Annotated in this window: 1 protein-coding gene and 1 pseudogene; both read left to right on the forward strand. The window is 61.5% G+C overall.

Going from position 1 to position 810, the window contains the following annotated elements:
• Positions 1-267: pseudogene (locus C451_RS05740) on the forward strand (replication factor A); the annotation flags it as partial.
• Positions 268-810: RPA family protein (locus tag C451_RS05745; protein ID WP_007738710.1), on the forward strand; the 543-nt coding region annotated here is incomplete at its 3' end.

Here is an 810-nt window from a genome sequence, read left to right on the forward strand (position 1 = left end):
GACAACGGGAGCGAGGTCCACGAGGTGATCTTCAACCGGGAGATGACCGAGGAGTTCGCCGATATCACGCTTGCGGAGGCCAAAGAGCGTGCGATGGACGCGCTGGATACGACAGTCGTCGCCGACGATATCACCGAGGACGTACTCGGGAAATACTACCGGGTTAGTGGGCCAGAGCTCGGGCGCTACGTCTTGGTCGACGAGTACGAGAGGCTTGGCGCGCGGACGGATTCTGAAGACGTGCTGATCACAGCGAGGTCGTTGTAGATGAGCGCGAATGCAGACGCGAACGGATCGCCGGGGCGGGAGGTCGCCAAGCGGCTGTTCGCTCGGGAGTTCAACGATGCGACGTACACGTTCAAAGAGTCCGAGGATGAACTCGCGCCGAACTATACACTGTTGCCGACGGGCGAGCGTGTCAATCGATTGTTTTTCGCAGGGACGCTGACCGAGACGAACGACGTGGGATCAGATTCGGAATACTGGCAGGGGCGTGTGGTCGATCCAACGGGGACGTTCTACGTCTACGCAGGCCAGTACCAGCCGGAGGCGGCGAGCGCACTGCGGCAGATCGAGACGCCCACCTATGTGACGGTGGTGGGGAAACCCCGGAGCTACGAGACCGACGAGGGAGAGACGAACGTCGCCGTGCGGCCGGAGTCGATCAGCGAGGTGGATGAATCCACCCGTGATCGGTGGGTAGTCGAAACCGCCGACCGAACCATCGAGCGACTCGAAGGGTTCGATTCCGAGCTCAACGACTACGCACGGATGGCGCGCGACGAGTACGGTGAGGTGCTGAGTCCGTAT

The organism is Halococcus thailandensis JCM 13552, assembly GCF_000336715.1.
GTDB lineage: Archaea > Halobacteriota > Halobacteria > Halobacteriales > Halococcaceae > Halococcus > Halococcus thailandensis.